Raw genomic sequence first — 26,527 nt, 5'->3', positions numbered from 1 at the left:
ATGCTACGCTAGCGAATGCTATACTTGATAGGCTTCTACATCATGCTCATATTATTAAAATAGTTGGGCCATCTTATAGAACAAAAGATGTATATGAAATGATCCAACAAGAAAACAAATAACTATCAAATAATTATGCATTTTCATGTTGGAACTTTTCAACATTTTGAGGTTGACATTTACAATATGCTTTCTTTTCTTTATTTTTATTCCCCTCACCCCTTTATTGTGATATACATTTTCTTACTATTTTTAAATAGTTTATATTTTAGGATCTGTTTTAAATCAAGGTTGATAATATATAGTATAGAAGTGTACAAATATTGATTTTGTCCACTTCTATTTTAAATAATAATATTAAGAATGTGCATTCTTTTTATTGCAAAAATATAAATAAATTTTATTTGAAATGAAAATTAAAATTGAATTCCAAATAAATAAAATTATCAAAAGTTGGGTTTCATTTTGACTTGAAGTATAAAAAGCTATAATTGCAAGATAAATTATACAAATAATAATAGATATTATTATTTGGTATGTTGTTTTTATTAAATTAAAATTTTTACATATACAGCCAACTAATGTCCCTAAAATAATAGGAATAAAAAAGTGTAGAATAGGAACTAAGTTAATAGCATCTTTATACACTAATTTCACCTCAAAACTTAAATCGATTTGTAATACAATTTTTCAAAACCTTATATTAGTATCCTACATAATTTATGGATTATAATTTCAGTATTCATTCAAATAAATTCTAGCTTAAATAAATATTGGCTTTCTAATTTTAAATTCCCTTACCATAGTATAACTATGCGCTATATTACTATGAACTATAAATTTTTAAATCTTACGGTATCTTCGATTTTGAAATTCTATATTTAATTATAATTTATTTACCTTACAATTCCTTAACAAAATTCTTAAATTTAACTTAATCGTATATAAATACAAGTTAGATATTTTTATTTTACAAGATAATATCATTTATAATATCTTTAGTTATTAAAAAAAGGATATGATTTATAGATTTAGCTATAAATCATATCCTTTCATTAATTATCAACTATAAGCTACCCATTTTCAATCGTCGCTATATATGGTTTATAAGCATATCTCCATCATTTTTAATAAGCTCATTATCAAAGTATTGATAGTAATAGCATTTTAATTTACCACTATATAGCTTTCTGTTTTTAGTTGATTTTCTTCCAAATGGACCTTCAAATCCTTCATAAGATGTAAGAACATTGTAATCCCAGTTGAAAAATTTCTTTTTAAAGCTTCCAAAGATTTTGTATAATTGTTCTACTTCTTTTTTCTCTCCTAAACGTTCTCCATATGGTGGGTTAGAAATTATAAATCCATATCTGTTACTATTTGAAAAATCATTAAAATCTCTTTTTTGGAATTCAATATATTTAGAAACTCCTGCTTTTTCTGCATTACTTCTTGCTACTTTAAGTATTCTTCCATCTATATCATATCCTATAAGCTTTATATCTTTATTTTTAATTGCTCTTTCCGCACCTTCTCTTACTTGTTCGAAAACATCAGAATCCATTGTTGGCCAAGTTTCACATGTAAAACTTCTACACATTCCTGGTGCTATATTTTGCATAATCATAGCAGCTTCTATAAGTATTGTCCCTGATCCGCAAAAAGGATCAACTAAAATAAAATCTTCTTTCCATCTAGAAATAAGTACCATGGCAGCTGCTAAGGTTTCTTTAAGGGGTGCTGCTCCTGCTTCTTCTCTATAGCCTCTTTTATGTAAACCTGGTCCTGAGGTATCTATTGTTAATGTTACAACATCTTTTAGTATTGATACCTCAATTTTATATAATGGTCCATTTTCTTCAAATTGGCTTATTCCATAAGAATTACTCATACTGTCTACTATAGCTTTTTTTACAATAGATTGACAATCTGGTACACTATGTAATGTTGATTTTACGGATTTACCATTAACATGCATAATACCATCTATAGGGATTATATCACTCCATTTTACATTCTTTGTACCTTGAAATAATTCTTCAAAACTTCTTGCTTCAAATTCTGCCATTTTTATTAATATTCTATCTGCTGTTCTTAAATGAATGTTAGCTATTGCAATATCCATTTCATCTCCTGTAAAATGTACCTTTCCATTTTCTGTTCTTAAGTCTTCATAGCCTAAAGCTTTCAATTCTTTTGCAGTAATACCTTCAAGACCAAAGGTTGTTGTTGCAATTAAATCATATTCCATATTATTCTCCTCTATTTTTCTTCGTAAATTTTTACTGAATCATTACCGTCAATTTCTTCTATTTCAACCGCTATTATTTCACTTTTTGAAGTTGGGATATTCTTACCTACATAATCAGCTCTTATTGGTAGTTCTTTATGTCCTCTATCTATCAATACAGCTAATTGTATTTGTTCTGGCCTTCCTGAATCAATTATAGCGTCAATTGCCGCCCTTACTGTTCTACAAGTATATAATACATCATCTACTAATATGACCTTTTTACCTATAACATTTACACCTAAATCCATATTATTAACTCTAGGCATATCTTTTATTTCGGTTATGTCATCTCTGTATAATGATATATCAACATAGCCTACAGGAACTTTTATTCCTTCTATATTTTCTATATTTCTTGCAATTCTTTGTGCCAAAGGATATCCTCTTCTTTTAATACCAATTAAAACTATGTTTTCAATACCTTTATTTTTTTCAATTATTTCATGCGAAATTCTTATTAAAGTTCTTTTTATTGCTTTATCATCTAATAAATTTGCCTTTAAGTTCATTTAAATCCACCTCTATTTTCTTATATTTTCTAATAATTCTAAATAATATTTAGGTAAATCTGAATCAAATTCCATATATTCCTTAGTTCTTGGATGAATAAATCCTAAAGTTTTTGCATGTAATACTTGACCTTGTAATTTAAACTTTTGTTTTTTATTGCCATAAATAGGATCCCCAACTAAAGGATGCCCAATTGAAGACATGTGAACTCTAATTTGATGTGTTCTTCCTGTTTCTAGCCTACATTTTACTAAGGCTGTTCCATTATTATATTGCTCTAAGACTTCATAATGGGTTACGGCTCTTTTTCCATCTTCAACTATAGCCATCTTTAATCTATCTTTTTTATTTCTTCCTATGGGTTTATCCACGATTCCATCAGATTTACTAAATCTACCCTCAACTAATGCATAATACTCTCTCTTTATAGTATGTTCTTTGAATTGCTGCGCTAAACTATTATGAGCTTCATCATTTTTAGCTATTACTAATATTCCAGATGTATCTTTATCTATTCTATGGACTATTCCAGGTCTTATAATACCATTTATTCCTGATAAATCTTTACAATGAAACAGCAGTGCATTTACTAATGTTCCACTATAATTACCTGGGGCAGGATGTACAACCATTCCTTGTGGTTTATTTAGTACTATTACATCTTCATCCTCATAAACTATGTTAAGTTCTATATCTTCTGCTTCTACATCAAGATCCATTGGAGCTGGTGTACTTACTATTATTACATCACCATTTCTTAGTTTATAATTACTCTTGACTTCTTTATTATTCACTATAATTGCATTAGAATCTATTAAGCCTTGTATAAAAGATCTAGATTTTCCATCTATAACATTAACTAAATATTTATCTATTCTAACTCCAATGTCTTCTTCTTTTATTTTAAATACTAATTCGTCCATTAATATTGTTCTCCATTTTCCTTATAATTCTTTACACATTATAATACATAAGAACTTTACACTCAATAGTAAAAAGAAAATAAAAAATCCGTATTAAACGGATTTTATGTATTAGTTCTTTGCAAAGAAGCTTTTTATTTCGTCCATATCTTCAGTATAAACTTCTTCTATTTCTTCTATGTTCTTACTGGATAATTCAATAACATCAATTGCTGCTTCTTCTAATGGTTCTGATATATTATAATTCTTAGTTAAGTCCTTTTCTAATTCATCAAAAGTTTCTGTTTGTGCATTCATAAAGTTTCTAAATTTAGCTCTAAACTTTATGAACTCTTGCTTTACCTTTTCATATTCATCATTTATAGAAACTACATCATTATGAGCCTTGTCTAAAATTTTCTTAGCAGAATCATTTGCATTTTTCAAAATTATTTCTGCTTCTTTTTGTGATGACTCTCTTGCTTGTTCAGCTGCATTTTGCGCTAATAACAGTGTGTTTTGAATTGTATTTTCTATTTTTGAATAATGCTCTAATTTTTCATTAACTCTTGATAAATTTTCTTTTAATCTTGAGTTCTCTTTATAAAGTTCTTCATAGTTTTCTATAATTTCATTGATAAATTCATCAACTTCATCACTACTGTAGCCTCTAAACCCCTTTTTGAATTCTTTATTACTTATATCCATTGGAGTAAGTTTCATAAAATCACCTCTACACATTATATATATTTTTTTACTACAATTCTCTGCTTCCCACTTCTAGTTTCGCCAATTATTTCGCCAATTATAAACTTTCCAATTCCTCTGATTGTAACTCTAGTATCTTTTGAAATTTCTTGACTTTTATCTCTAGCTTTGACATAATCTATTAACACTTTGCCACTTTCTATAATTTCAATTGCTTTTGATCTTGATACATTCGAAATTTTTGCTACAATACTGTCTGCTCTTAATGAAGATACATTTATAAATATTTCTTCAAACTGAGCAGAGGGCAATTCATTATTATCTTCTATCACTTTTATCTCAATTGGAGACTTTCCAATATGTGATAAATTATTCAATATAAAATCACTTATATCTTCTAAGACAGGAATATATGCTTTATCTTCTTTAACTATTATGTCTCCTAATTTATCACGCCCAATTCCCAATGACAATATTGATCCTAAATAATCTTTATGCTTCAAATTTGAAAAGTTAGATTTATTACTTATTCTTAAAATTTTAATAGGATAATTGGTTTTATAATAATTATTAAAAGCAATTATTCTTCTTTCGGATTCTTCAAAAAGTCCATTTGTTTCAACTACAAAATTGCTATTATTACAGTTTCCCTCAAAAAAACTCCATATATTTGGTGAATGAAAGTTATTTGTAAATATAGGTATATCTTTTTCATAAGCTAATTTATATTTTTCATATATTTTTAAAGCTTCGTTTATATCTTCTTCACTAAAGCTTTTTATTAAAGTTTCTTTTTTTAACATTAAATCTACATCCTATTGTTAATTAAAATATTAATTATAAACTATTAATAAACATTATGTTTGATTAATTATTTATTCCAATTAAATAATGCTTTTGAGCTAAGTTCATTTTTTAATTCATTTGTAACTTCCACATTAGAAGGTGATAATAAGTAAACTCTTTGCTCTATTTCTTGTAATGTAGCACCTAAAACATAACAAGATCCACTTATAAAGTCTACTAATCTTTGTGCTACCTTTGTTTCTAAAGTAGTTGCATTAACTAACACTATTTTTCTTGCTTTTATAGCATCAGCAATTTCTCTTGCATCATCATAGCTATTTGGTTTTGTTACCATTACCTTTGCTGTAGATGCAGTATGAATATTTACTACTTTATTTCCTTTTTGTTTTGATATAATTGGTTCAATTTCTTCTTGTATTTCTTCTTCAAGTTCTGTATCTTCTAAATCCTCTAAATCATCCTCATATTCACCAAGTCCAATTATTTCTTTAAATTTTCCAAACATGTTACCCATTCGTTAATCCTCCTAATATATTTCTTTTACCAAATATTCCTTCACCAATTCTTATTAAATTAGAGCCTTCTTCAATAGCTATTTTATAATCATTAGTCATCCCCATAGATAAGATTTCCATCGAAATATTTTTATATGACCTTTTACTTAAAGTATCATATATATCTTTCATTTTTTTAAAATAATATCTATTTTCAGTATCATTTCCTTTTGGAATTATGGCCATTAATCCTTTAACTTTACAATTATTACATAATTCAATTTCATTTATTAAACCATCTAACTCTTCCTCAAAAATTCCACTTTTATTTTCCTCTTTGCCTATATTTATTTGTATTAAAAGATTAGCTATAAAACCTTCTTTTGAAAATTCACTTTCTATCTTTTTTAATAGTTTAATACTAGATAATGAATGTATTAAATAGACTTTACCTACTAAATACTTAACTTTATTAGTTTGCAAATTACCTATAAAATGCCACCTTATATCTTTTTCAAGAATTTCTTCTTTTTCAATAAGCTCTTGTACTTTATTTTCGCCAAAATCTTTTTGTCCAGCCTTATATGCAAGTTCTATATCTTCTATAGGCTTAGTCTTTGAAACTGCTACTAATGTGACATCTTTTGATAAATTTTCTTTTATTTTATTTATATTTTCTTCTATAACCAAGTCTTTTCCTCCTAAAGAAGTTATTAACATATACACTGTAAATATTCTTCAAAAAAACTTAAATTCCTTCAATTTTAAAATATTTTTTAATAAAATTTTATTTTTTCTGATATACTTCCATATATTTCACATCTGTATTTTGTTTTGTTGCAGAAATCACTATTTCATCTTTTTCTGACACCTCTATTTTTAATTTTCTTAAAAGCAATTTTTGTATAAAACTATTTTCTGCTAATAAAGATGCTTTCATTTCCTCGGGATTGCCTATAGCATAAATATAAAATGGAGATGAAACATTTGATTGGTCTTCAAATGCTATAGCCGCCGAATAACATATTACTCCAGTATTAGGTAGTATTCTATGATCATTTATAGCTATAGCTTCTGCGCCTGCATTTTTTAACTCATTTAAAACCATTGCTGCGTCAGAATCATGGAATATCTTTCTCCATATCTCATAATAAGATTCTAAGTTATAATTTATATCTCCATCTAATATCTTTATTACTAATCCCGGCCCTTTAACAGATGTGATTCCACCTAAAGCGCCATAATCAATTAACTGATTTTTCATATCTTCAACTAGCTTCTTACTCTTCTCAGGATCATTACCTTCATATTTACTTATTTTGTATCTATAATCTATATTTTCATTTTTTATTTTTTCTATTTCTTTGTACAATTTACTTCTTTCTTCTACTGCATTTTTATATTCAACTGCATTTAAAGATACATTAATCTTAGTATTATTTGCATTAATTCCAATTATTATAAGCAATCCTGTTACAACTGATGCCGATAAAATAAAAAATGTTGATTTTATATTTTTCATTTATTCACCTCGTTCACGAGATTTTAACTTTTCAATTAATAATCTTCTTATAACTGCAAAGTTATCAAATATTCTACCTCCAAAAACAATAACTGCTGCTATATACATTGGAATTCCAAGCTTATCTCCTAAGTATGCAAGACCTGCCGCTAACAATGCATTACCAAAGAAACCTGAAATAAATATATCTGATTTAAAGTTTTTTGATAAAGATGCTCTAACCGCACCAAAAACAGAATCTAAACATGCTAAAATTGCAACAGACATATAGGGAGATAAGGTATCTGGTATATTTACATCTAATAATAATCCTAAAAGTACACCTATTAATAATCCAATAAATGCTATCATCAAAATCTCCCTCCTTTAATTTATAGGTTTAACAAATTCACTTGTTAAAGACTGAGTGGTTTTATTTATTATAATCTCGTCACTTTCTTTTACTTCGCTATTATAATTTTGTAATGCTTGATACTCTAATACTCCAACAAAAGTTACTGCATTTTTTAACGCTTGCTTATCACCTATAGCTTTTATTACTATCTTATCATTAGGATCTATTCTTCCAGCTGATCCTATCCAAATCCAATTTCCCGAATTCCTAATACCACTTTGTGGAGTAATTCTATAATCATTTACAGATATTGCTTCTGCTTTTGCAAATTTTAAAGAGTTAACTATATAAGCTATTTCTTCTTCACTAATAATTCTAGTTGTAGTTGAATTATTAGAGCCAAAAATATTAGTTTTAGGAGTTATAGTTATAACTACTCCTGGCCCCTTAACATCCACTAACCCTAAATTCATTCTAGTATTATCAAGCTGCTTTTTTATTTCTCCTTCAACAGCACCATCTTTTGCAACGGTTTCTTCTAGTTGCTTCAGTTTTTCGGATAATACATTATTAGACTCTAAGAACTCTTCTTTTTCTTTTTTTAATGCTTCTATTTCTGCAATTATATCTAAATTTTGAACTATTTTATTTTCTTTATTTTTTTCATTAAGTAATTTAAATTGATGCGCAAGCAAAAATCCTAAAAATGCACAAACAACTGCAACAAATATTTGTGATGTAATCTTCTTCATATAGCTTCCCCCTTTACTAATCAATTTGCTTTATAACTGGTGGGCCATTAAAACTCATATCAATATACCCCTTTGAAATAACTCCTTGTTCAATTGCATTAAGAGCCAAATTCATTTTATCTGCTAAGTTAGTAATATCTCCAATTATTATTTCTACATTTCCTATATAACATACTATATTATTTATATCTTTAATATCTATTTTAGAAAAAACATATTCTTGTGGCATTAACTCTATTATTTGATAAAACTTCTCTAATACATTTTTCAAATTAGGATTATCAGTTACCTTATCTCCTACAGTCTTTTCCGTTAAATCAGCTCCTGTAAGCATAATTAAATTTCTGCCTTCTAAACTATCTAACTCTTCCACAATTATTCCTTCATTATTAATTGCCTTTAAATTTCCTTCACTTTCAAAATAATAAGCTATTTTATTTTCCTTTATATTTATATTCAAACTATTTATACCTTTTTTAGTTATTTTTATTTCTTTTACATAAGGATTTTCTTTTAGTTCTTTTTCAATCTCATTATAATCTATAGTGAATATATTTTGCCCTATATTATATTTTAGTTTTTCTTGTAAACTTTCATTTGTTAAAGTCACTAAGCCTGTTAAATTAATTTTTTTCAAATTGAATAAAGGTGATTTATATATAAATATTATAATTCCTATTGTAAAAACAAACAAAGCTAAAATTAGTCTTTTTATTACTTTCTTCTTCTTTTTTTTTCTTATAAATTGATTTGTATTATTCATAATTCCCCTACTTTTACATAATATAATCACTTACTATAATAATATCACTTTCTGGGTATTTTTTCATTATTATTTTTACTAAATTTAAACTTTTTATAATAATTTAATAATTTTATAATAATTTAATACTTTTCTCACATAAAAAAGAGTGAGAATTAACATTAAAACTCACTCTTCACAATAACAATTTATATCTCTTTTCCTTGAACTTGTCTTGATATGTTTAAAAGTATCCCTATTGCCATCATATTAATCACAAGAGATGTACCTCCGTAACTTATAAACGGCATTGGAACTCCTGTTACAGGCATAGAACCTGTTACAACTGCAATATTAATAATTGCTTGAACTGCAATTATTGATGTTATTCCTATAGCTAATAATGTTCCATAAGTATCCTTAGCTTTCATTGCAACCTTTATACCTCTCCATACAAAAAATATAAATAATACAATTATAAATAAACAGCCAATTAATCCAAGTTCTTCACCTATAATAGAAAATATAAAATCATTATGAGGTTCTGGCATATACAAAGTTTTTTGTCTTGATTGTCCAAGACCTAATCCTGTCACTCCTCCAGCACCTAGCGCGTAAAAAGATTGAATTAATTGATATCCATCTCCTGCTGGATCTTTCCATGGATTTAAGAAATTAAGCATTCTTGCTCTTCTATAATCTTCTCCAAAGATAAATAACATAACTGCAACTAACAATACTGGAGCAACTTTTCCAAATAAATCTTGAATTCTTCCACCTGCCACAAAAAGCATTATAAAAGTAACAATCATAATTATTGCAGCTATACTTAAGTTTTTTTCAGCCAATATCATTGCTGCAAAGAATCCTGATACTCCAAGATATGGTACTATACCAGACCAAAACTTTTTAACTCCATCTCCTTTTAAATCTAAGCTCATAGCTAAAAATAAGACTATAACATATTTCGTAAGCTCTGATGGTTGAAATGATAATGGTCCAAGTTGAATCCATCTTTTCGCACCATTTACTGCTGGAAAGAAAAATACTGCTATTAACAATGGTACTGTTATTATTAAAAGATGTGGAGTAATTCTTTTTAGCTTATGATAATCAAAACTAACCATAAAACCCATAGCTATCAATCCAGTAATTGCCCAAATTAATTGTTTTTTTAAGTACACCATACTATCGCCTTCTTTGAACATCGCATAGTATGAACTTGCTGAATATATCATAATTACCCCTATTGCTAATAAAAATATAACGGAATAGAATATACCATAGTCAATTTCACCCACTTTTCCGTGGGCTTTTTTTTCTCTCATAAAAACTCCTCCAATTCAGTAATTAAAGGGCTATAAATCCTATAAAGCTTAATATCACAGTCACTATAGCAAAAACTGTAACAATTTTTGTTTCACTCCATCCTTCTTGCTCAAAATGATGATGAATTGGTGCCATCTTAAACAATCTTTTTCCCCTTAATTTGTAAGAGGAAACTTGTAGTATTACTGATATTGTTTCAAAAACATATATTCCACCAACAATAAATAATACTAATGGCAGCTCTAAGACTAATGCAATAGTAGCTACAGCACCTCCAATTGCTAGTGATCCTGTATCACCCATAAATACTTTGGCAGGATATGCATTGAATTTTAAGAATCCTAATAACCCACCTGCTAATACAATTGAAAATACTGCTAATGATTCATGTTTCATTATAAATGCTACAACTGCAAAAAATGTTAATACTAAAACACTTACAGTAGATGCTAAGCCATCTAACCCATCTGTTAAATTAACTGCGTTAGTTGCACCTGCATAATAAACTATTACAAAAGGAATATAAAGTATACCAAGTGGAATTTTTGTATCTATAAATGGTATTCTTAAACTTGTTCCTAAGTTAACATATCCATATACTGCAATAGCAGTTGAAAATATAACTAATAATAACATCTTTTGCCATGCCTTTAATCCTTCATTTTCCTTTTTCACAATCTTTAGAATATCATCTAAAAATCCTATAAATCCAAAAGCAAGTAATGAATAAAGTGCAATCATAGCTTCATCTGTTGGATTAAATCTCATTACCACCATTACTATAGCTGTTGAGATTATAAATATAACTCCCCCTATAGTTGGAGTTCCAGCTTTTTTCAGATGGCTTTGAGGCCCTTCTTTTCTTATATTTTGACCAAACTTTAATCTTCTAAGCATTGGTATTGTTATAGGTCCTAGTACTAACGATATTATAAAAGCTAATACTAATCCCAAAGTTAAATTTGATGTAAATATGTCTATTAATTTATCCCCCATTGTTCCTGCCCTCTAAAAAGGACAGTTCACCTCCTTCGTTATATTGAGACTTCTTCCAATGAACTAACTATATCTTCAAACTTCATACCTCTTGAAGCCTTTACTAAAACTACATCATTTTCTTTAATTATAGTGCTTAAATTATTTATACACTCTTCTTTTGTAGTAAAAGTAATTAAGTTTTCTCCTGCAAATCCTTCTTTAAAACAATCATTATATTTTCCTATTGCTATTAATAAATCTACTTTATTCAAAGCATATTTTCCTACTTCCTTATGAGAATTTGCAGCTTCTTCACCTAGTTCATTCATAGTCCCAAGTATAGCTATTTTCCTTCCTATTTTATAAGTACTAAGTACATCCATTGAAGATTTCATTGAGTCTGGACTAGCATTATAACAATCATTTATAATTGTTATCTTATTTTTTTTAATAACTTGCAGTCTCATTGATGTAGCTTCTAAATTTTTTATCCCTCTTTTCATTTCATTAAAAGTTACATTTAATTTTTTAGCTACTTCTATTGCAAGCATTGAATTTAATACATTATGTTTGCCAGCCATCGGTATTGTAAATATAATTTCTTCTTCTTTATCTTTAACAGTAAATGTTGTTTTGTCCTCCTCTAGTATAATATTAAATGCATAAACATCATATTCATGATTATATCCAATTTTTAGGATTTCAAAACACTTATCTTGTATTTTTAACAAGTTTTCATCTTCTCCATTTATTATAAGAGAGTTTTCTTCACCAAAATAATTGAATATCTCACTTTTAGCCTTCAATATATTTTCTTGAGTTTTTAAGTTTTCTATATGAGATAACCCTATGTTAGTAATAACAGCTATATCAGGTCTTGCACAATTTGCAAGAACATCTATCTCTCCTAGGTTACTCATTCCCATTTCTAAAACTGCAACATCTATTGAACTATCAAGTTCTAAAATCATAAGAGGTAATCCTATTTGATTATTAAAGTTTCCTTTAGTTTTAAAAACCTTATATTTCTCACTTAAAAATGCTGCAATTAAATCTTTTGTAGAAGTTTTTCCACATGACCCAGTAACACCTACTATTTTTAAACCTAACTTTTTCCTATAGTAATGAGCAAGCTGTAATAAAGCTTTTTCTGTATCTTGAACTTTTATTACCGTTTCTAAATTATCTCTATTATTTAAATCAAATAGTACTTCATCAATTATTGCTACAGAGGCTCCTTTTTTAAAAGCTTCTAAAACAAATTTATTTCCATTAAAATTTTCACCCTTTATAGCTAAATATACATTATCTTTTTCTATTTTTCTTGTATCAATGCAAATACTATTAAATTCAGTTTTGCCCATAAATATTACTTCGCCATTTACAGCTTCTAAAAGCTCTTTTAAAGATAATTCCAATTTATCCACCTCTAATTATTTCTTCTTATTTTCTAAAATATCATCTACTATTTCTCTTTCATCAAAATGAATTACACCTTCATTAACAATCTGATAATTTTCATGTCCTTTTCCAGCTAAAACAATCACATCTCCTTCTTCTGCCATGCCTAAAGCAAGCTTAATTGCCTCAACTCTATTTTCAATTGCTAAATAATTTGATTTTTTAATACCTGCAACTATTTCTTTTATAATTACCATTGGATCTTCTTCTCTTGGATTATCTGATGTTATTATTGCTAAATCAGCAAGTTCAGTCCCAATTCTTCCAAGCTCAGCTCTTTTAACTTTATCTCTATCTCCGCCACATCCATAAACAGCTATTAATCTATTTTTAGTAAATCCTTTTAATGTTTCTAAAATATTTTTTAATCCATCAGGAGTATGGGCAAAATCTATTATTATATCATATGGTATATCATATTTGTATCCTATTCTTTCACATCTACCAGGTACAACAACATCTAATAAGCCTTTTCTCATTAATTCTTTATCTATACCTAAAATGCTCATTGCCCCCACAGCACCTAGCGCATTATACACATTGTATTCTCCTGGCAGCACAGAGTTAAATTCTTCTCCATTTATCTTAAAATGTATGTCTCCTTCTTTTAACATAAGATCTGAAGCTTTAAAATCACTCTCATTTTTTATTGAATACGTCTTTATTTCTTTATTATCTAATTTTTCAACATCTCTTAATACTCTATAACCGAAATCATCGTCAACATTTATTACACAAGACTTACTTCTTTGAAATAATTTAAATTTTGCATCATAATAATTATCAAAAGATTTATGAAAATCTAGATGGTCTCTTGTTAAATTTGTAAATATTCCTATTTCGAACTCACATCCGTATACTCTATCTAAATATAGTGAATGTGATGAAACCTCCATAACGCAATATTCACAATCTGCCTCTACCATGTCCTTAAATAATTTCTGAAGCTCTAATGATTCAGGAGTGGTTCTTTCAGACTTAATTTTGGTATCACCTATATAATTAGCTATAGTTCCAACTAAACCAACTTTTTTACCTGCCTTTTCTAGCATAGATTTTAAAAGATATACCGTAGTAGTTTTTCCATTTGTTCCTGTAACACCTATTAATTTTAATTTCCTAGTTGGATGTCCATAATAGTTAGCCGCCATTAAAGCAAGAGCTTTTCTTCCTTCTTTAACAAGTAATACTGTTACATCATTTTCTTTAATATCTATATTTTTTTCACAAATTATTACTTTTGCTCCTGCTTCTATTGCCTTATTAGCATAATTATGTCCATCAACTTCAAAGCCTGTAAGACATACAAATAAGTCATCTACTTCTATTTTTCTACTATCATATTGAATGTTATTTATTTCCTTTTCTAATTCTCCACTTAATAATTGATAACTTACTCCATTTAATAAATCTAATAACTTCATTTCACCATCTCCTTATTATTCTAAAAAGAACTCCCTATCTCTTTTGTATAAAATTTTAGCATGTGAGTTTCCCACATGCTAATGTAAAGGGATATTCTAAATTAATCTCCGTATTCATCGCTTAATATAAGTTTTACATTAGTTCCTTTTTTAATCATTTCCCCTTTTGGAATACTTTGTTTTATTATAGCTCCTTTACCTTCTGAGGTATAGCTTACACCTAGATCCTCTAAAAGTTTAGTTGCTGAATCTAAAGAGTATCCCCTTAAATCAGGCATAATAACATTTTTATTATAAGACTCTGAGTCTCCTGTGTCTATATTAATCTTAGAATTTTCTTTAACAGTATAGCCTGGATAAGGTTTCACATCTGTTATTATAGACCCATTTCCATCAATATTATACTCTAAATTATATTCTTTTAATATTTTTTTAGCTTCACTAACTTCAAGACCTCTTATTTCTGGAATAACTACATCTTTAACTATACTATCTATATCATCTTTTGATATTTCTGAACTCATGTAGTTGAATATATCAGTGAATAATATATTGGCAAGAGGGGCGACTATTTGTCCTGCATAATAAGTACCTGTTCCAGGTTCATCTATAGAAATAAATATTGAAACTTTAGGATCATCAGCTGGTGCAAAACCCGCTAAAGAAGAAATGTATTTCCCTGACTCATATCCACCACCATTTGGATTAACTTTTTGGGCGGTTCCCGTTTTAGCTGCAGTATGATATCCTTCAACATATGCTTTGCTTGAGCCCCCATAAGAAACAGTTCTTTCTAAATAATCTCTAAGTATAGCTGTTTTTTCTTCACTTAAAACTTCTGTTATTGTTGGTTCAAAATTTTTATCTACAACTATATTGCCTTCATCATCTTTAGATGTAATTTGTTTCATTATATGAGGTTGAATTAATTTCCCGCCATTTACTATACTATTAAAAGCAGTCATATATTGAATTGCATTTACTGTATTAGTTTGACCAAATGAAATTGTAGCAAGGTCCGCTTCAGTAATATCTTCAGTTTTCTTTGTTATTCCTTTTGCTTCTCCTGGCAGGTCAACTCCACTCACCTTACCAAACCCTAATTTCTTAATATATTCATTTAGTTTTTCTTTTCCTATTCTTTTACCAATTTCCATAAACCCAACATTACATGAGTTTTGAAGTATCTCTGGTAATATTTGAGTTCCATGTCCTGATGTTTTCCAACATTTTATTGTATGTGGTCCAACTTTTAAACTTCCATTACAAGTAAAGGTATCAGACTCTTTAACAAGCCCTTCTTCTAAATTTCCTATCATTGTTACAACTTTAAAAATTGATCCTGGTTCAAATGTATCATTAATCAAATGATTTCTCCACATTTTTTGAACTTTTTCTGCAGTATTTGATCCTTCATAATTTTCTACACCTTCATATGGATTATTAGGATTAAAATCAGGTTTATTCACCATTGCTAAAATTTCACCATTAGTCGGATTCATTATTATTATAGAAACTTGCTTTGCTTGGTTATCCTTATATCCTTTTTCCGCTACCTTTTCCGCAAAAGCTTGCAAATTAGCATCTATAGTTAAAACAACATCTTTCCCATCTACTGGAGGAGTAAATTTTGAAATAGTGTATGGAAGCTCATCATTATACTTATCTATTTCTGATATACGCAATCCCGGTGTTCCTGATAAATAAGAATTATATTGTAATTCTACTCCTGTTAATCCTTGTCCATCAATGTTAGTACTTCCTAATACATGTGCTAAGAAGTTTCCATTTGGATAATACCTTTTGGTATCTGGAGATACTATTACTCCAGGTATGTTTAATTCCTTCACTTTATCAGCCGGTTCTTTTTCTATTCTTCTAATTAAGTTGGCACCACCAGCATCAGCACCGCTTGGAAGCTTTGTATTAAGTTTTTTTAATACTTTTTCAACATCAATTTCTAAGGCTTCTGCTATTTTAGGCGCTATAGAATCATTAGTTAAATTTTCCTTCCTTAAATGTGACCGTATTGAATTCAAGTCAAAGTCTACTCTATAAACATTTGCAGATACAGCTAGTTCTACTCCATTTCTATCTAGTATTCTACCTCTTCTTGCATCAATTTTAACTTCACTTGTCCACTGTTCTTCAGCTCTTTCTGAATATTCACCTCTTTTAACTATCATTATGTAAGATAATCTAAATATCAAAAGAGCAAATAAACATGTTAATGCGGTAAGCGCTAATGACATTCTTTTTTTCATTAGCGCTTTATCTCTATAATTCTTTCTATTCACATCAATGCCTCCATGTAATTAATTAAAAACATGTTGAGTGTAACTTAACACTCTTTATCTTGGCACGTGTACTATTTTATTACTTATGTTTATTCATTTAAGTTTGCAAAAAAGTTTTTACTTAAATCTATTTCCACTGAATCATCCTTTTGTGGCATTTTCATTCCAACATTATTAGCAATATTCTTTATATCTACAAACCTTCCATTGTCTTTTAATAACTTTACTCTTAATGCTTCTCCTTCAGCAGTAACAGTCTTTATTTCACTTTTCACTTTTAAAAGATCATTCTGCATTTTATAAACTTTACCATCTCTTGCTATAGTACTAACTCCTAAAATTAATACAACACAAGATACTTGAAGGATGTTTTTAACAATAGCCTTTTTTGCATCTCTTTCTTTTCTTTGTAATTCTCTTTGTTTTTTTTCTTGATTTTCTTTTTCTATTCTTCTGTCTATATCATTATATTTTCTTTTTGGATTTAATGCTGTATTACCTCTTATATAATCATATTCTCTATCGACCATTTTATTACATCCCCCATACATTTTACTTAACTTTTTTTAAATTTTCTCTATAATCCTCAATTTAGCACTTCTACTTCTTGGATTTTCTTCTACTTCTTCTTTACTAGGATCTATAGCTTTTCTACTTATTAATTTAACTTTAGCCACTCCACCGCATACACAAATCGGAAAATCTTTTGGACATGTACATGATGTTGCTAATTCTTTAAATTTAAGTTTAACTATTCTATCCTCCAAAGAATGGAAAGTTATTATTGCCATCCTTCCACCTTTATTTAATCTATTTACTCCATCTTCTATTGCTTTATTTAATATAGATAGTTCACTATTAACTTCTATTCTAATCGCTTGAAATGTTCTTTTTGCAGGATGAGGCCCTTCTCTTCTTGCTTTAGCTGGTATAGCCGCCTTAATTATTTCAACTAATTCCACAGTAGTTTCTATAGGTTTGTTTTGTCTGTTTTCTACTATGAACCTAGCAATTCTTTTTGCAAATTTTTCTTCACCATAGTCTCTTATTATTCTGTAAATTTCAGTTTCTTCATATTCGTTTACAACCTCATATGCAGATAATAAATTTTCTCTATTCATTCTCATATCTAAAGGTGCCTCTTGCATATAACTAAATCCTCTATCACCTTCATCTAATTGATAAGATGACACACCTAAATCCATAAGCATTCCATCTATTTTTTCAATATCTAAAGAATTTAAAATAGAATCTATATTATAAAAATTACTATGAACGAACTTTACATTTTCAAAATTTTGTAACCTTTCACTGGCTGCTTTAAGAGCATCTTTATCTTGATCTATACCAATCAAAGTTCCTTCTTTTGAAAGCTTTTTTAATATCTCTAGGGAATGTCCTCCACCACCTAGTGTCCCATCGACATATATTCCATTTTCTTTAATATTTAATCCTTCTATGCATTCATTTAAAAGCACAGATATATGTTTAAATTCCATAATACTACTCCTTATATTCCTAAATCACTCATTTTTTCAGCAATAGAATCAAAATCCATATCTGACTCATTATATTCTTGCCACTTTTCTTTACTCCAAATTTCAACTCTAGTTAGTACTCCTATACTTACTATTTCCTTTTCTATACATGCATATTCTTTTAAATTTTGTGGAATTAAACCTCTTCCTTGTTTGTCTACTTCAACTTCACAAGCTCCCGAAAAAAAGAATCTAACAAATGCTCTTGCATCTTTATTAGTAAGTGGTAAAGATTTCAATTTATTTTCAAGGGTTTTCCATTCATCCATTGGATAAGCATAAAGACAGCCATCTAAGCCTTTAGTAATTACAAAGTTATTACCTAAGCCTTCTCTTAGCTTTACAGGAACTATCATTCTGTTTTTAGCATCTATTGCATGTTGATATTCTCCTATAAACATCTTCATACCTACTTTCTTATAAATTCACTCCACTTTTAACCACTTTTAACCACTCTATACTACTATTCTATAGAATTTTAATGATTTCTTCAAGAATTATTTAACTTTTTAATAATTTATTTTACATAATTAATAAAATCATATGAAATTTTACTAGAATATTTTGAAAATAAAAAAAGACTGATTAATATCAGTCTTTTTTTAATGTAATTAAACATTAAATCTAAAGTTCACTACATCTCCGTCTTTCATAACATATTCTTTTCCTTCTAATCTATAAAGCCCTTTTTCCTTAGCCGCTGCTTCTGAACCACATTCTACTAAAGCATCATAAGAAACTATTTCAGCTCTAATAAATCCTCTTTCTATGTCTGAATGTATTTTACCCGCTGCTTGAGGGGCTTTTGTTCCTTCCTTAATAGTCCAAGCTCTTACTTCTTGAACTCCTGTTGTTAAATAACTTATAAGCCCTAATAATTTATAACTTCCACGAATAAGTTGATCTAGCCCTGATTCTGTTAAGCCATATTCATTTAACATTTCTTGCTTTTCATCATCTTCTAAACCTGATAGCTCTTCTTCAAGCTTTGCACAAACAACAACAACTTCTGAATTTTCACTTTCAGCATGTGCTTTTACTTTTTGTACATATTCATTATTTGTGTTTCCTTCCATCATATCATCTTCTGATATGTTACATGCATAAAGTACTGGCTTGGAAGTTATCAAAAATAATCCCTTTATTAATTCTTCTTCTTCTTCAGTAACTTCTAAGGTTCTTATAGGTAGGTTTTGCTCTAAATGAACTTTAACTTTTTCCATTAAAGCATATTCTTCCTTAGCTTTCTTATCTCCGGATCTAACTTGCTTAATTGATCTTTCCATTCTTCTTTCTAGCACTTCTAAATCAGCAAATATAAGTTCTAAGTTTATAGTTTCTATATCTCTTATTGGATCAACTGAACCTTCAACATGAACAACATTTCCATCATCAAAACATCTTACAACATGAACAATTGCAGAAACTTCTCTTATATGAGATAAAAACTTATTTCCTAATCCTTCACCTTTAGAAGCACCTTTTACTAGTCCTGCTATATCATAAAACTCAACTGCAGTATAAACTTTCTTCTTAGTATTATACATTTTTTCTAAAACATCTAATCTTTTATCTGGTACACTAACTACTCCAACGTTTGGCTCTATAGTACAAAAAGGATAGTTTGCTGACTCCGCTCCAGCTTTTGTAATTGCATTAAATAAAGTACTTTTACCTACGTTTGGTAAACCAACTATTCCTAAATTCATCTATGTACATTCCTTTCTTCTCTTAAATCATATCTTTAAAATTATACTCTACAATATTAATTATTTCAACATATATAAGCTATAATAAGGATTTGGTATTTAATCTAAAAATATAAGAATTGATAATACTTTATAAATTGTGAAGCACTTTTCACTATTTTGCTTCACAAAATATCATAATCGCCAATTAATAGCATTTATACATTGTATTTCTATGTGTAAAAGAATCATTTTAGATAAAAATAAAGTTATAAGTTATAGTTAAGATAAAACAGTTTTTATTATCAACTTAATACTTAAATATATTTAATAAAAGGTGGTGAAATAATGAAAAAAGTAAATATATTTACTACTTTAATATTATCTTTAATTATTATTTGTACTTTTTCTTTTATCCCTATAAATGCTCTAGCTTCTGATGATTTAGAACTTAATTGGTATTTTGTAAATAGAGAAAAAGGGAAAACTCCAGAACCACCTAAAGAGTCTGTTGGCTTTTTTAGTGACTTTGGCGCTTACTATGTAGGTGATACAAACTCTAAAATATTATACCTAACTTTTGATGAAGGTTATGAGAATGGTAATACTCCAAAGATTTTAGACATTTTAAAAGATGAACAAGTTCCTGCTGCATTTTTTGTAGTTAAACCTTATATAAAAGAGCAACCTGATATAGTTAAAAGAATGGTAGATGAAGGACATCTAGTTTGTAATCACACATCACATCATCCATCCATGGCCAGTATTTTAGATAATGAGAAGTTTACTAGAGAATTTACTGAAGTAGAAGATGAATTTAAAGCTTTAACTTCACAAGATATGCCTAAATTTTTTAGACCTCCAATGGGTAAGTATTCTAAAAATTCCTTAAAGAAACCTCAAGATTTAGGATACAAAACAATATTTTGGAGTTTTGCTTATAAAGATTGGCTTGTTAATAAGCAACCTGAAGAATCTGCTGCAATAAAGAAAATAGTAAATGGAGCTCATCCAGGTTCTATAATATTATTACACGCTGTTTCTGATACAAACACTAAAATATTAAAAACTGTAATTCAGGAACTTAAATCTCAAGGATATGAATTTAAATCTTTAAATGAATTACCCTAAAAAAGTATAGTCTCTTTTGAGACTATACTTTTTTAGGGTATATTATATCTTCGACTACATTTATAATATTATACTTTTTAACATAAGAGTTATTAAGTATAGTTTTACATTTATTTTCTATTTCATTACAAATTTCTTCTTCTCTTAAGAAGTTTAAATTAACTTTCACATTAATTATAGAACTTTCTATTGCTGAGTGTAATAAGATAGTTGCAACTCCAGCATCAGAAATTAAATTTTTATTACCATATCTAACTGCAAATTCAATATTATCATAAAACTTAATACATTCTTCCGCTAATAATAAAGGTGTTTTCATTGCTTTTATTGTATTTTCTTTAATTTTTTCTTTTCTTAATGCAATCTCCTCTTCACTATCCTTAGGTAATTTATAGCTATCCATTAAGTTCAAAAAGTCTTTTCTATCTTGTTCCATATAATTTTGAAATTTATCAGTAAATTCCTTAGCTTCTTTTTGTAATTGAAGCATCTTATTTTTCTCTGAATTATTCAATTTTTCAAATGCCTTTTTATCTACTGTTAGTGAATAAACCATACAATTTAATGCACTAGCTAAAGCAGCTACTAATGCTGCAACACTTCCGCCTCCTGGTGAAGGTGCATCTGAAGATAATTCTTCTATAAATTTATCTATACTATACTCTTTAAATAACATAATTAACCTCTCTTACTTAATATTAAATCATAAACTTTTAGTATTTCTCTTGTTATTTTGTCTTTAGAAAATCTTGATATACATTCATTTCTTATATCTTCTGGATTATAAGAGTTTATATTTGCCATTATATATTTCATTGCATTTCCTAATTCATCAACATCATCAACCTTAACTATTAATCCATTTTTAGGATTTATAATATCTTCTGCACCACCATTATAAGTTCCTATAATAGGTTTTCCTGATGCTAAAGCTTCAATATAAACAACTCCAAATGTTTCATATCTTGATGCTAAAACAAAGGAATCACATATGCTCATATAATGTGAAACTTCTTTTCTAGACAAAGCTCCTAGAAAGTCTACTTGATTTTCTATTTTTAACTCTTCACATAACTTAATTAAAAAATCTTTTTGACTTCCATCTCCACCTACTAACAACTTAGAATTTGTTCCTTTAAAATATTTAGCGTATGATCTTATAAGTGTATCTATTCCCTTTTCACCTTCTAAAAATGCTAAAGAAAAAAAAGTGAATTTTTCGTTTTTAGTATTACTTATATAGAAGTTTTCCATAGGTATTAAATTATGTATAATATTTATATCTTTTCTTCCACAAAACTCTGACATTTCTTTTTTTAATCCACTTCCTACAGCTATAAGTATATCTGCTTCAGAATAAGACTTTTTTATTAAAGGCTTATAACTATCCTTAATGTACACAGCTTTTTTCAAAGAAGAATGTTCTGTTATTATTAGTGGGATATTATACTTTTTAGAAATATAATTAGCACTTATCCCCGCCCAAAATGAAGATTGGCAATGTATTATATCTACTTTGCCTTCTCTTTTTATTATTTCTTTATATAACTTTTCTAATCTTCTATTAAATACTTTAAACATCATAGGATTCTTAGGAAGGTAATTAAAGTTTTTATATCTATATGTTTTTAATCCTTCCTCAATCTCATAATTTAAGCCATTTTTTTCTTTTATCTTAAAAGCTAATGTCAATGGCCAAATTTCATTATAAGCAATAGTAATTTTGATTCCACATTCTTGAAGGGCTAGTGCCTGCTCTTTAAAAAAACTTCCATGAACCGGATTTCTTTTATTATGATACCATGATGGTATAAACATAATATGCATAGCTACTCCCCCTTTAAAATAGAATTTAATTTTTTCGATATATTTTCCCACTCATACTCCTTAATTGGATTTGAGTTGTTTCCACTTAATATTTTTTCCGATAACTCTACAATTTTTTTTGAAATATCTTTGGAATTATTTAAGGCTATATTACATTTATCTAAGTTTTTCACTACATCTATTATAGGATCTTTTTCATCACCTAAAACAACTAATACATATCCATTACATCCAAAATAATCATATATTTTTGCTGGTATTTGTTTTGAATTCTTGTTACCAAAAAGTAATAATATGTCTGCATTAATCATATATCCCAAAGCTTCTCTATATGGTATTCTATTTGATACTTTTACATTACTTATTTTAGATAAGTCATATTTAACATCTTCATCATCTATATTCCCAAAAAAAAGTATATTTAAATTTTCATATAGATTATTATCATCTAAATTAAGTTTATTTACCGCTTCAATAAAAGGTCTTACATCTCTAAGCTTCGAAAAAATCTCTCCAGTATAAACTATATTTATCTTTTTCTTATCTATTAATTTGGGATTTTCTTTTTCCTTTATATCAAAATATGTTTTTTCATCATAACCTCTTGTAATAGTATAAGTATCTTCCTTTTTTATATTGTAAGTTTCAATATAATCATCTCTATTAGCTTTTGTTACAAATATATATTTATCTGCTAAATTAATTACATTTTTTTCATATCTTTTCTCAAAGTTTCTTCTTATAAAGTTTGAGTCTTCTCGTGTAGAATCCTTAAGCCAAGGATCACTCCAGTATGTTATCCATTTAAGGTTTGGAAATTTCTTTTTAATCTTATATGCACATATATGACTTGATGGTGGCTCATGCATAGAAAACATAACATCAAATGCTTCTTTTTCCATAAGTTTAATTCCATATTCACTAGCTTTAAATGCCCAATATAAATACATGTCTGGTACTGCTAATATTTTTTTTACTGTTCTTAAAGCACTCTTAATTTTGACTTTTCCTATAGTAGTATTAGTCTCTGACATTTCTTTATATTTTTTTGGCATAATTGCTTCAAATAACTTTCCACCTGATATTATATGTAAATTAATTTTCTTATCTAACATATTAAATATATATTCATCATAATAAATTGAATTTGAAGGAAAGTTCACTGTTAATAAATGAATATTATTATCTTCAATCCTTGCTAAATTATTTAAATATTGAAGAGTTTCAATTGATGCTGAATTATTAATCAAAGGTGAATAACATGCAATAAATAATATTTTCATTTTCTTAATTTAACCCTCCTTCTTAAATTTCATCTTTATCATATTTAAAGCTTCATTAAATTCTTCTATTTTTAGAATCTTACACATAATCATAAATATTACAGCTCCAAGGCTTCCATCAGTTAAAATAATAATAAAAGAATTTTCTATACTTAACAAACTATTTATAAAATAGAGAATTAAAATCATTAATGTTGAACTTAATATGATTTTACTAATTTTTATAATAACTTCACTTATATTAAAACTTCCAACTACTTCTTTAGTTGAATTTAGGAGTAATAAAGCTATCACTAATGATGATACAGATGTTGCTATAGCTATACCTAGAACCCCCATATATTTAGATAAAATAATGCTTAAAGCTATATTTATTACAACACCAATTATTCCATTAATTGTAGTAACCTTTGTTTTCTTCATTGAAAATAGTGATGAATTTAAAATATCTCTTATTCCTGCAAAAGGTAGCTGCAAAGAATATCCAAATAAAGCCATGGAAGTTAGAACAACAGCACTTGAATCAAACTTCCCTCTTTCATAAAATACTGTAACTATTTCTTTACTTAAAAATAACATTCCAAAAGTTATTGGAATTAAAAATAAGCAAATTATTATTATTGATTTAGTTAAGTATTTTATAAATCCTTGCTTATCACCAGCATTTAGCCTATTTGCCATTAAAGGATAAATTACTGAGACTATTGATGTTGTTATTGCTGTATTAGCAAATGTAACTATCCTTTGTGAATACTCTAAAGATGCCATTGCACCAGTATTTAATCCTGATGCTAAACTTTTATCTACAAGCATATTTATTGAATTGGCTCCAGCTCCAACTATAACAGGAAGTATCAAAATTATCATACTTCTAAGTTTTTCATCTCTTAAATCTATATATAATTTAAATCTATAACCTTGCTTATATAATGAAGGAATTTGGACTAATACCCTAAGTAAATTTCCTAGAACGTTAGCAATTGTTAAGCCTATAATGCTCACTTCAGCAAAAAAAACTAGATATACTATTATTGGAATATTAAAAAATAGTCCTAATAATGATGGAACAATAAAGTCTTCGCATACCTGCAATATAGAGGCAAAGCAGGCATTAACACATAATAGAATTATATTTATTAAAGTTATTCTAGTTAAAAATATAGTTAGTTCAATTTGCTCTTTAGTAAACTTAGGTACAAATATATTAACAATCTCCTTTGTAAATATTAACCCTAATACAATTACAACTATTGATAATATACTTAAGATAGTCACAACGTTATTTGAAAACTTAAACATCTCATCTTTATTTTCATTATGTCTAATTTCACTAAGTATTGGTATAAATGTTGTTGATATTGCAAGCCCAACTATCATAAATACTGATTCAGGAATTGCAACTGAGGCAACATATATATCATAAGATCCTTCTACTCCAAAATGATATGCGGCTAACATATCTCTACCAAAACCTATTACTCTGCTTAATATAGTCATAAGCATTACTATGAAAGTTGCTTTGAAAATCGTATTTTTACTCATATATCACCTTTTTGTTTTTAGCAACAAGTAGTAAAAATTTAGGAATACTACCAAGCCTCTTTATTCTCCAAGGTTCCCTTGAAACTCTATATAACCACTCCAGCCCAATTTTTATCATCCATTTAGGAGCTCTATTAACTTTTTCTGCAATTACATCAAAGCTCCCACCAACACCCATGAATATTTTACATGGTAATTCTTCCATATATCTTACTATAAATTGTTCTTGTCTTGGGCACCCCATGGCTACGAAAATTGCATATGGTTTTTTTTCTTTTATATCTTTTATTATTTCATCTGCTTCATTTATATCAAAAAATCCATTTCTATAGCCTACAATATTTATCTTAGGATATTTAACCATCAAATTTGCAACGCAAGCATTAAGACTTTCATCATTTGTTCCAAGCAAATAAATCTTCTTATTTTCTTTTGAACATTTTTTTATTATTTCCTTCATTAAATCTATACCTGCTATTTTTTCTTCAACAGGAGTTTTTAAATACTTAGCTGCAATTTGAAGACCAACTCCATCTGGTATTATAAATGCTTTATCAGACTTAAAATTATTTAATAACTCATCATTATAAAGACCTGTATATAGTACTTCTGGATTTCCAGACACTATATGAACCTTTTCAAAACTATCAATATATTTTAATGCACTAGATAACTTATTTCTATATACTTTATATCCTAATACATCAATAAAATTATTATCTTTCATTTTCTCTCCTTAATAATGCATAAGTAAATTTATTCATAAATATAATACCACAATTGTTAAATTTTGCGAAGCAATCTTTTAAGTTCACAGTTCACAAGGCACAGTGCACAGTTGTTTTATTTTGCGAAGCAAAATTTTTAGTTTGCAGTTCACAAGGCACAGCGCACAGTTGTTTTATTTTTTTAGGTAACAGGTATCAGGTAACAAGTACTAGATGTAAACTATAATTAAAAATTAA

27 protein-coding genes are annotated in these 26,527 nt (G+C 27.8%); 2 read left to right on the top strand and 25 right to left on the bottom strand.

All coding sequences use genetic code 11. From position 1 onward, the window contains the following. Positions 1-122: ATP-binding protein (locus AAT22_RS19000; RefSeq protein WP_242849789.1), on the top strand; the 122-nt coding region annotated here is incomplete at its 5' end. 971 nt (positions 123-1,093) lie between these two features. On the opposite strand, the gene AAT22_RS04745 is transcribed toward AAT22_RS19000, so the two are convergent. From AAT22_RS04745 to ychF, 20 genes are all read right to left on the bottom strand, one after another. Then, positions 1,094-2,251 (bottom strand): class I SAM-dependent RNA methyltransferase, encoded by a 1,158-nt coding sequence (locus AAT22_RS04745; RefSeq protein ID WP_016206830.1) that lies wholly within the window; start codon positions 2,249-2,251, stop codon positions 1,094-1,096. A gap of 11 nt (positions 2,252-2,262) precedes the next feature. Next, entirely contained in the window at positions 2,263-2,802 is a 540-nt protein-coding gene (gene pyrR, locus AAT22_RS04740) for a bifunctional pyr operon transcriptional regulator/uracil phosphoribosyltransferase PyrR (protein ID WP_016206829.1), read from the bottom strand. 12 nt (positions 2,803-2,814) lie between these two features. Then, a complete protein-coding gene (locus AAT22_RS04735; protein ID WP_016206828.1) occupies positions 2,815-3,726 on the bottom strand; it encodes an RluA family pseudouridine synthase in 912 nt (303 codons plus the stop codon). 111 nt (positions 3,727-3,837) lie between these two features. Further along, complete coding sequence (locus AAT22_RS04730) at positions 3,838-4,428, bottom strand: DivIVA domain-containing protein (protein WP_016206827.1); 591 nt, start codon at positions 4,426-4,428, stop codon at positions 3,838-3,840. A 17-nt stretch (positions 4,429-4,445) separates the two neighbouring features. Beyond that, on the bottom strand, positions 4,446-5,216 hold the full coding sequence (locus AAT22_RS04725) for a YlmH/Sll1252 family protein (protein ID WP_047000425.1): 771 nt from the start codon (positions 5,214-5,216) through the stop codon (positions 4,446-4,448). 68 nt (positions 5,217-5,284) lie between these two features. Then, a complete protein-coding gene (gene sepF, locus AAT22_RS04720) occupies positions 5,285-5,734 on the bottom strand; it encodes a cell division protein SepF (RefSeq protein ID WP_047000424.1) in 450 nt (149 codons plus the stop codon). Next, positions 5,727-6,404 carry a YggS family pyridoxal phosphate-dependent enzyme gene (locus AAT22_RS04715; protein ID WP_047000423.1) on the bottom strand — a complete coding sequence of 226 codons (678 nt, stop codon included), beginning with the start codon at positions 6,402-6,404 and terminating at the stop codon, positions 5,727-5,729. Before AAT22_RS04715 ends, sepF begins: the two co-directional genes overlap by 8 nt. Before the next feature lie 97 nt (positions 6,405-6,501). Continuing rightward, on the bottom strand, positions 6,502-7,236 hold the full coding sequence (locus AAT22_RS04710) for a DUF881 domain-containing protein (RefSeq protein ID WP_047000422.1): 735 nt from the start codon (positions 7,234-7,236) through the stop codon (positions 6,502-6,504). Further along, a complete protein-coding gene (locus tag AAT22_RS04705; RefSeq protein ID WP_016206822.1) occupies positions 7,237-7,587 on the bottom strand; it encodes a small basic family protein in 351 nt (116 codons plus the stop codon). It lies immediately after the preceding gene. Between the two features lie 15 nt (positions 7,588-7,602). Beyond that, positions 7,603-8,322, bottom strand: a complete 720-nt coding sequence (locus AAT22_RS04700) for a DUF881 domain-containing protein (protein ID WP_016206821.1) — start codon at positions 8,320-8,322, stop codon at positions 7,603-7,605. A gap of 16 nt (positions 8,323-8,338) precedes the next feature. After that, on the bottom strand, positions 8,339-9,085 hold the full coding sequence (locus AAT22_RS04695) for an FtsQ-type POTRA domain-containing protein (RefSeq protein ID WP_047000421.1): 747 nt from the start codon (positions 9,083-9,085) through the stop codon (positions 8,339-8,341). A gap of 188 nt (positions 9,086-9,273) precedes the next feature. Continuing rightward, positions 9,274-10,392, bottom strand: coding sequence for a stage V sporulation protein E (gene spoVE / locus AAT22_RS04690; protein ID WP_016206819.1), 1,119 nt, complete (start codon positions 10,390-10,392; stop codon positions 9,274-9,276). Between the two features lie 22 nt (positions 10,393-10,414). Then, a complete protein-coding gene (mraY, locus tag AAT22_RS04685) occupies positions 10,415-11,389 on the bottom strand; it encodes a phospho-N-acetylmuramoyl-pentapeptide-transferase (protein ID WP_016206818.1) in 975 nt (324 codons plus the stop codon). A 38-nt stretch (positions 11,390-11,427) separates the two neighbouring features. Continuing rightward, positions 11,428-12,789, bottom strand: coding sequence for a UDP-N-acetylmuramoyl-tripeptide--D-alanyl-D-alanine ligase (gene murF, locus AAT22_RS04680; RefSeq protein ID WP_047000420.1), 1,362 nt, complete (start codon positions 12,787-12,789; stop codon positions 11,428-11,430). Positions 12,790-12,804: 15 nt separating this feature from the next. Continuing rightward, positions 12,805-14,256, bottom strand: coding sequence for a UDP-N-acetylmuramoyl-L-alanyl-D-glutamate--2,6-diaminopimelate ligase (locus tag AAT22_RS04675; protein ID WP_047000419.1), 1,452 nt, complete (start codon positions 14,254-14,256; stop codon positions 12,805-12,807). Between the two features lie 101 nt (positions 14,257-14,357). Next, the gene (locus tag AAT22_RS04670) at positions 14,358-16,553 is read right to left on the bottom strand and encodes a stage V sporulation protein D (protein WP_016206815.1); all 2,196 of its coding nucleotides are present in this window, start codon (positions 16,551-16,553) and stop codon (positions 14,358-14,360) included. Positions 16,554-16,642: 89 nt separating this feature from the next. Then, entirely contained in the window at positions 16,643-17,083 is a 441-nt protein-coding gene (locus tag AAT22_RS04665) for a cell division protein FtsL (RefSeq protein ID WP_016206814.1), read from the bottom strand. A 36-nt stretch (positions 17,084-17,119) separates the two neighbouring features. Next, positions 17,120-18,052 carry a 16S rRNA (cytosine(1402)-N(4))-methyltransferase RsmH gene (gene rsmH / locus AAT22_RS04660; protein ID WP_047000418.1) on the bottom strand — a complete coding sequence of 311 codons (933 nt, stop codon included), beginning with the start codon at positions 18,050-18,052 and terminating at the stop codon, positions 17,120-17,122. Between the two features lie 11 nt (positions 18,053-18,063). Further along, positions 18,064-18,492 (bottom strand): division/cell wall cluster transcriptional repressor MraZ, encoded by a 429-nt coding sequence (gene mraZ, locus AAT22_RS04655; protein WP_016206812.1) that lies wholly within the window; start codon positions 18,490-18,492, stop codon positions 18,064-18,066. A gap of 210 nt (positions 18,493-18,702) precedes the next feature. After that, complete coding sequence (ychF, locus tag AAT22_RS04650; protein WP_047000417.1) at positions 18,703-19,800, bottom strand: redox-regulated ATPase YchF; 1,098 nt, start codon at positions 19,798-19,800, stop codon at positions 18,703-18,705. A 327-nt stretch (positions 19,801-20,127) separates the two neighbouring features. On the opposite strand from ychF, the gene pdaA reads away from it, so the two are divergent. Next, positions 20,128-20,910 carry a delta-lactam-biosynthetic de-N-acetylase gene (gene pdaA, locus AAT22_RS04645; protein WP_047000416.1) on the top strand — a complete coding sequence of 261 codons (783 nt, stop codon included), beginning with the start codon at positions 20,128-20,130 and terminating at the stop codon, positions 20,908-20,910. Positions 20,911-20,932: 22 nt separating this feature from the next. On the opposite strand, the gene AAT22_RS04640 is transcribed toward pdaA, so the two are convergent. From AAT22_RS04640 to AAT22_RS04620, 5 genes are read right to left on the bottom strand one after another with little or no spacing between them, the layout of a single operon-like run. Continuing rightward, positions 20,933-21,586 carry a cyclodeaminase/cyclohydrolase family protein gene (locus AAT22_RS04640; RefSeq protein ID WP_047000415.1) on the bottom strand — a complete coding sequence of 218 codons (654 nt, stop codon included), beginning with the start codon at positions 21,584-21,586 and terminating at the stop codon, positions 20,933-20,935. A 2-nt stretch (positions 21,587-21,588) separates the two neighbouring features. Next, a complete protein-coding gene (locus AAT22_RS04635; protein ID WP_047000414.1) occupies positions 21,589-22,737 on the bottom strand; it encodes a glycosyltransferase in 1,149 nt (382 codons plus the stop codon). Between the two features lie 2 nt (positions 22,738-22,739). Next, the gene (locus AAT22_RS04630) at positions 22,740-24,020 is read right to left on the bottom strand and encodes a glycosyltransferase (protein ID WP_047000413.1); all 1,281 of its coding nucleotides are present in this window, start codon (positions 24,018-24,020) and stop codon (positions 22,740-22,742) included. 9 nt (positions 24,021-24,029) lie between these two features. Beyond that, a complete protein-coding gene (gene murJ, locus AAT22_RS04625) occupies positions 24,030-25,562 on the bottom strand; it encodes a murein biosynthesis integral membrane protein MurJ (RefSeq protein ID WP_047000412.1) in 1,533 nt (510 codons plus the stop codon). After that, complete coding sequence (locus AAT22_RS04620) at positions 25,555-26,289, bottom strand: WecB/TagA/CpsF family glycosyltransferase (RefSeq protein ID WP_047000411.1); 735 nt, start codon at positions 26,287-26,289, stop codon at positions 25,555-25,557. The genes murJ and AAT22_RS04620 overlap by 8 nt, the downstream gene beginning before the upstream one ends. Positions 26,290-26,527: the final 238 nt, after the last annotated feature.

The sequence above is a fragment of the Clostridium sp. C8 genome (assembly GCF_001010885.1).
Taxonomy (GTDB): Bacteria; Bacillota; Clostridia; order Clostridiales; family Clostridiaceae; genus Clostridium; species Clostridium sartagoforme.
This window is presented reverse-complemented; position numbering and strand designations above follow the sequence as displayed.